Origin of the sequence: Sodalis-like endosymbiont of Proechinophthirus fluctus (assembly GCF_001602625.1) — a bacterium.
In the GTDB taxonomy this organism is placed as follows: domain Bacteria; phylum Pseudomonadota; class Gammaproteobacteria; order Enterobacterales; family Enterobacteriaceae.
In genome coordinates this window covers 59,106-65,386 of the sequence record NZ_LECR01000039.1, presented here as the reverse complement: position 1 = coordinate 65,386, position 6,281 = coordinate 59,106, and the positions used below count along the sequence as shown (strand labels likewise).

Genomic DNA, 6,281 nt, shown 5'->3' with positions numbered 1-6,281 from the left:
CGATCAAGCGCATTAGCGCTGAGCGTTTCGTCGACGATATGTGCCAGTTCGGTGACCGCCACCTTGAACACTTCGTTGCCCGACATCGTCAAGTAAGCAGAGGCGGCGGGATCCAGGCGGCTGTGATACGGAAGCGTCAGTAGATCGCCATAGCGGCCATCGGCGTGTAGATGCGTGGAGATGATTCCTGGTGTCGCCGAGCGTCCGAGCACCACCGCACCTGCACCATCGCCGAACAAAATCAACGTACCGCGTTCCTCGGGGTCTAGAGTATGGCTTAATGTATCGGACCCTACCACCAGCGCACACTCGACTGCGCCGTTTTTGATATAGGTATCCGCCACGCCGAGCGCATAGGCAAAACCGGCGCAGGCCGCCGCTATATCGAAAGCGATGCAGTCGTTAATCCTCAGGTCGCGCTGAATCTGACAGGCTGAACTGGGAAAAGCATGGCTAGAGGAGGTCGTGGCAACAATTACCATGCCGACTTTCTCCGCCTCGATGCCAGCCATATTCAGCGCTTGTTCAGCAGCATGACGCCCCATACTGGAGACGGTTTCATCGGCACTGGCTATGCGGCGTTCGCGGATGCCAGTTCGGGTGACAATCCACTCATCCGAAGTGTCCACCATTTTTTCCAGGTCGGTGTTGGACCGGATTTGCGCCGGAAGATAGCTCCCAGTGCCGATAATCTTAGTAAACATGTGCGCTTAATCACTCTTGGGTAGTACCGCATCCAGGCGTGCGCCAATCCGATCCGGGATCTGCCGCTCCACCGCTTGCATTGCCTGTTCGATAGCGGCAGTAAACGCGCGCTGATTTGCCGCACTATGGCTTTTAATTACAGTGCCTCGCAAACCTATCAGGCAAGCGCCATTATATTGGTCGGGATTCAGTTGCCCGAATTGACGAATCAGGCGACGTTTCATCCAGCGCTTGACCCATTGCATTAACAAACCCTGCCTGCCGCATTCCCCAGAGGATTTCAGCAACGACAGAAAAACTCTTATCACCCCTTCCATGGTCTTTAATGTGACGTTACCAACAAAACCGTCACAGACCAGGACATCAGTTTTTCCCGTCAATAATTCATTGGCTTCAAGATAGCCAATATACTTGATTGACGGAACCTCTCGTAACAGTGCCGCTGCGTGCTGAATAGGTTCGAGGCCCTTAGTTTCTTCCTCGCCGATATTCAAAAGCGCCACGCGCGGGTTATTCACCCCCATGATTTGCTCCGCCATCACTGCGCCCATGACAGCGAATTGCGCCAACATCGAACCATCGCAGGCGACGTTGGCGCCCAAATCCAGCACGACCGTTTTGCCCTGATTTTGATGGGGTAAAACCACCATCAGCGCCGGCCGCTCGATACTGTCAAGAGGTTTTAGCACCAGCTTCGCCAACCCCATCAGCGCGCCGGTATTGCCGGCGCTGACGCAGGCCTGTGCGCGACCATCCTTAATAAGCTCCAGCGCGACGCGCATGGATGTCCCGCGGCTTGCCCGTATAGCCTGCGACGGTTTGGCGTCACTGGTAATAACCGATTCGGCGGGTATGACCGTCAATCGCTTGCGCAGAATGGAATCAGTTTTTACCAGTAAAGGATTAATCGCTGCGGGATTGCCGACGAGCAGCAGTTCAAGTTGCGGATATAAGACTAATGCCTGCAATGCAGCAGGCATTGTCACGGCGGGACCAAAGTCACCACCCATTGCATCTAACGCAAGGGTTAGACGTCTCAATGTATCGCCTTAGGAATTACTTAGTGATAATTTTACGACCGCGGTAGAAACCGTCGGCGGTGATATGGTGACGCAGGTGGGTTTCACCAGAAGCCTTGTCCACTGATACAGTGGAGGTGGTCAGCATGTCGTGAGAACGACGCATGCCACGTTTGGAACGGGTGGGTTTGTTTTGTTGTACGGCCATGTACCTTACTCCTCTATTACTTATGTTTTAATACTCATGCTTTAAACTGGCTAATATGGAAAATAGATTAGGCCTTTCCGCCTCGGTGGTATTGTTACCAAATACATGTTCCGTTGCGGACACTTCACAGTATTCAAGATCATGCGTCGACGCGATAGAAAAATAAATAATAATTTTATATCAAATAATTTACAAAAAATCTACATTGCCAAATTTATCAATAAAGGCCGCCTCATACGCTTCTGGCAACGCCCCAGCCTTGTTCGTCTCTGATGACCTGACTGAAACTGAATGTCGTGTGAACTTTATGCGAGAACGGCTATTTGCACCGATGGAAACACAGAGTCACCTCTACGTCCGAGTGGCCTCTAATTATTACCGGGCGCCGGTTATCAATTGCAAACGACAACACTGCCTCGACATCACTCTCCACACTCACCATGGATCCGGCAACACGCATTACTCTCTCAGGCGCATAGACACCAGTGTAGTCCAGGCATTTCCGAGCGACGCGCACCACATCAATGCTTAATGGTAATGTTACGTTTTGTATAGGGCGCGCATATTAACTTTGTAACGGGCTGGAGTCAAAGAAAAATGGTGTTTTACACTGCTTTCCCCCATATTTGCATTATTGATGCTGGACAGTTTAAAATGCAGCGATAATTTTCGCCATACTGCGAGTAACAGTGTAATGAATAAAATTGTGTTGGTTTCCTCTTCCCCTTACCGCCGCGCACTGCTGGAGAAACTGAAAATACCGTTTGATTATATGGCGCCGGATATTGATGAAATTCCCCTCTCCGTTGAAACGTCGACAATGGTGCGGCGTCTGGCCAGCGCGAAAGCGCTGGCGCTGGCCAACAGGTTCCCAGCTACCTGATAATCGGTTCCAATCAGTGCTGCGTGTTAAAGGGCCAGATCNNAAGCCGATAACGGAAGCGAATGTGCTATTCGCGCAGCTCACCTTCGCTTCCGGTAAAGCGGTAATGTTCCATATATACCGGCTTAGCGCTGCTTAACAACGCCAAGCGGACGGACTAAAGACGTGTATAGAGCCTTTTGTTGTCCATTTCCAGACACTGGAGGACGCGGAAATCGCCGGCTATGTGCGTTTGGAACAACCTTTACAGTGTGCGGGCAGTTTTCAGTATGAAGGATTAGGGGATCGCGCTGTTCGAGGCTCTAGAAGGCCGTGATCCCAATACCTTGATAGGGCTGATGCTCCTTGGCAGCTATTTACAATGAGCGCGCAGATACAGCAAACACTGGCGCAGCGGCGCATCCAGCGGCGCCTCTATCCGCAGCGTTTCGCCACTGCCTGGATGATCAAAGCGCAATTTTGCGGCGTGTAAGAACAGGCGATTCAGGCCGCACCCTTTCAGTTGCCGATCGAACGCGCTGTCGCCGTAGCGATCGTCAAACGCAATGGGATGACCGGCATATTGGGCATGAACCCGAATCTGATGGGTGCGCCCGGTGACCGGGCTCGCCCTAACCAGAGTGGCCAGTGTAAACCGCTCTTCCACTTTGAAACGGGTTTCCGACGGTTTACCCTCGCTGTTTACCCGCATGATGCGCTCGCCGCTAGCAAGATTATTCTTTAACAGCGGCGTCACGACCGTTTTGACGTGGGACTGCCACTGACTACGCACCAGCGCTAGATAATCCTTTTGCATCTCCTCAGCGCGCAATTGCTCATGCAGCGCGCGCAGCGCCGAACGTTTCTTGGCTACTAACAGTACCCCGGACGTGTCGCGATCCAAGCGGTGAACTAATTCCAGAAAGCGTGTATCAGGGCGCAAGGCGCGAAGTCCTTCAATGACGCCAAAACTCAGACCGCTACCGCCATGCACGGCCGTGCCGGCCGGTTTATTCAGGATCAGCAGACAACCATCTTCATAGAGCACAGTGTCATTTAACGCGGTGACTTTATTCAGCCTAGTGGAAACAGGCGCCTGCTCGTCATCCGACCGTCGTACTGGTGGAATACGCACTTCATCATAATTTTGCAGTTTGTATTCCGGTCTTACCCTTTTTTTATTGATGCGTACCTCACCTTTACGCACGATGCGGTAAATCATGCTCTTCGGCACACCTTTGAGGTGCGTACGTAAAAAATTGTCTATCCGCTGACCAGCTTCGTCTGTGGAGACGGTGATAAGATGTACGCTGGGATTATTCTCATTCATGGGTCATGATTCTAAATATACCGACACTATAGCACCACTTTTTTATGTGCTTAACTGTGGTTTTATCAGTAAAAGGTTTTTTCTGGTCCGGTAACCTCGTTACGCTATTAGCCATCAGGATGTAGCCATCAGGATAGGTCTGAAACTTGTCATCGATAGCTGAAGTCGTCTTGCTATATGTGTGTCAGCAGTGGAATAATGCATTTACTTTCCACGTGTTCGTGTCTAGTACGAGTAATCGAGGAATTTTGAATTTGTCTGGTTTAGCCTAAACGCGGCAATGGCGTAAGACGTAATGGCTAATTCGGGCAGTTAGCGGGCTGCGGATTGCAGCTTGGTCGGAAAAAGGAATCCGTTCTGGCAATAACTATCAGACGTTATTCCCCTATAAGAGTGCTGTTTTCCGTTATGGGAAATAGGCTACCAAAATAATGCGCCCCTTACCCTTAGCAAGCGACAATCGTGAGGTTGACAGCTTTTCGCCAAGTCACGGGGTTGTCGGTGATTACCCCGTCCATGCGGTTTTTTGCCCGCAGCTATGATGCCAATGCATTAAAAAATGAGTAAGTTACGATGAAAAGAATGTTAATTAACGCAACTCAACAGGAGGAGTTGCGTGTTGCTCTGGTAGATGGTCAGAGGTTGTATGATCTAGATATTGAGAGCACCGGGCATGAGCAAAAAAAGGCCAATATCTACAAGGGTAAAATTACCCGTATTGAACCTAGCTTGGAAGCGGCATTTGTAGATTATGGCGCCGAGCGCCACGGTTTCCTTCCCCTTAAAGAAATTTCCCGCGAGTACTTTCCTTCTCAATATTCTTCCCATGGTAAACCCAATATCAAGGATGTTCTGCGTGAAGGTCAGGAAGCAATCGTTCAGGTGGATAAGGAAGAGCGGGGTAACAAGGGAGCCGCACTGACCACATTTATCAGCCTGGCCGGCAGCTATCTGGTACTGATGCCGAACAATCCGCGGGCGGGTGGGATTTCACGCCGTATCGAAGGCGACGACCGCACCGAGCTGAAGGAAGCGCTGTCTTCCCTTGAACTTCCTGACGGCATGGGGCTGATTGTCCGCACCGCCGGCGTCGGCAGATCGGCCGATGCGCTGCAATGGGATCTTGCCTTTCGCCTCAAACACTGGCAAGCGATAAAAAAGGCCGCTGAGGGGCGCCCAGCGCCGTTTTTGATTCACCAGGAAAGTAATGTTATCGTCCGCGCTTTCCGCGATTATTTACGGCCAGATATTGGGGAAATCCTGATCGATAATCCTAAAGTGCTGGATCTTGCGAAAGAGCATATTGCATCGCTTGGCCGCCCGGACTTTACCAGTAAGATTAAACTCTACAGCGGTGAAATCCCTCTGTTCAGCCACTACCAGATCGAATCACAGATTGAATCCGCATTTCAGCGTGAAGTACGGTTGCCCTCCGGCGGTTCCATTGTAATCGACACCACCGAGGCTCTTACCGCCATTGATATCAACTCCGCACGTTCAACCCGCGGCGGCGATATTGAAGAAACTGCTTTCAATACCAATATTGAAGCGGCCGATGAAATCGCCCGTCAGCTGCGCCTGCGCGACCTGGGCGGTCTGATCGTTATCGACTTCATTGATATGACGCCGGTGCGCCATCAGCGGGAAGTGGAAAATTGCCTGCGCGAGTCTGTCCACCAGGATCGCGCTCGTATTCAAATAGGCCGCATCTCCCGATTCGGCCTTCTGGAGCTCTCCCGTCAACGCCTAAGCCCGTCGCTGGGTGAATCAAGCCATCACGTTTGCCCCCGCTGCTGCGGCACTGGCACCATCCGTGATAACGAATCCCTTTCCCTTTCCATACTGAGACTTATCGAAGAAGAAGCTTTGAAAGAGAATACTCATGAAGTTCATGCTATCGTGCCAGTTCCTATCGCCTCCTATTTGCTAAACGAGAAGCGTGAAGCCGTCAATGCCATCGAGAAACGCCAAGGCGGCGTACGAGCGATTATCGTCCCGAACAATCAGATGCAGACCCCACATTACATGGTGTTACGTGTACGCAAGGGCGAAGAGGCCCCGACGCTGAGCTACCTGCTGCCACAATTACACGAAGCGGAAATGATCCAGCCGTCTGAGGAGACCGTCGCAGAACGCAAGCGCCCAGAGCGGCCGGCG

At 51.5% G+C, this 6,281-nt stretch carries 5 protein-coding genes and 2 pseudogenes; 3 read left to right on the top strand and 4 right to left on the bottom strand.

The window, feature by feature from the left end; translation table 11 throughout:
• The 3 genes from fabH to rpmF form a co-directional block, all read right to left on the bottom strand.
• Positions 1 to 704, bottom strand: a 704-nt coding sequence (gene fabH / locus BG74_RS04305; RefSeq protein WP_244267277.1) for a beta-ketoacyl-ACP synthase III, incomplete at its 3' end; no start/stop codon positions are given.
• A gap of 6 nt (positions 705 to 710) precedes the next feature.
• Complete coding sequence (gene plsX / locus BG74_RS04300) at positions 711 to 1,745, bottom strand: phosphate acyltransferase PlsX (RefSeq protein WP_073961071.1); 1,035 nt, start codon at positions 1,743 to 1,745, stop codon at positions 711 to 713.
• A 16-nt stretch (positions 1,746 to 1,761) separates the two neighbouring features.
• Positions 1,762 to 1,932 carry a 50S ribosomal protein L32 gene (gene rpmF / locus BG74_RS04295; RefSeq protein WP_066596839.1) on the bottom strand — a complete coding sequence of 57 codons (171 nt, stop codon included), beginning with the start codon at positions 1,930 to 1,932 and terminating at the stop codon, positions 1,762 to 1,764.
• Between the two features lie 694 nt (positions 1,933 to 2,626).
• On the opposite strand from rpmF, the pseudogene BG74_RS16635 reads away from it, so the two are divergent.
• Together BG74_RS16635 and BG74_RS16630 are read left to right on the top strand one after the other, a co-directional pair.
• A pseudogene (locus tag BG74_RS16635) lies at positions 2,627 to 2,856 on the top strand (Maf family protein); the annotation flags it as partial.
• A gap of 2 nt (positions 2,857 to 2,858) precedes the next feature.
• Positions 2,859 to 3,180 (top strand): annotated as a pseudogene (locus tag BG74_RS16630) (Maf family protein); the annotation flags it as partial.
• On the opposite strand, the gene rluC reads toward BG74_RS16630, so the two are convergent.
• Complete coding sequence (rluC, locus tag BG74_RS04285) at positions 3,168 to 4,124, bottom strand: 23S rRNA pseudouridine(955/2504/2580) synthase RluC (RefSeq protein ID WP_066596837.1); 957 nt, start codon at positions 4,122 to 4,124, stop codon at positions 3,168 to 3,170. The pseudogene BG74_RS16630 and the gene rluC sit on opposite strands and share 13 nt — an antisense overlap.
• 573 nt (positions 4,125 to 4,697) lie before the next feature.
• On the opposite strand from rluC, the gene rne reads away from it, so the two are divergent.
• A partial coding sequence (rne, locus tag BG74_RS04280) for a ribonuclease E (RefSeq protein WP_244267275.1) occupies positions 4,698 to 6,281 on the top strand: 1,584 nt, incomplete at its 3' end.

Bases quoted from the DNA above. Each gene is read 5' to 3' on its own strand.
- rpmF (WP_066596839.1), bottom strand. From the start codon at position 1,932: ATGGCCGTACAACAAAACAAACCCACCCGTTCCAAACGTGGCATGCGT.
- rluC (WP_066596837.1), bottom strand. From the start codon at position 4,124: ATGAATGAGAATAATCCCAGCGTACATCTTATCACCGTCTCCACAGAC.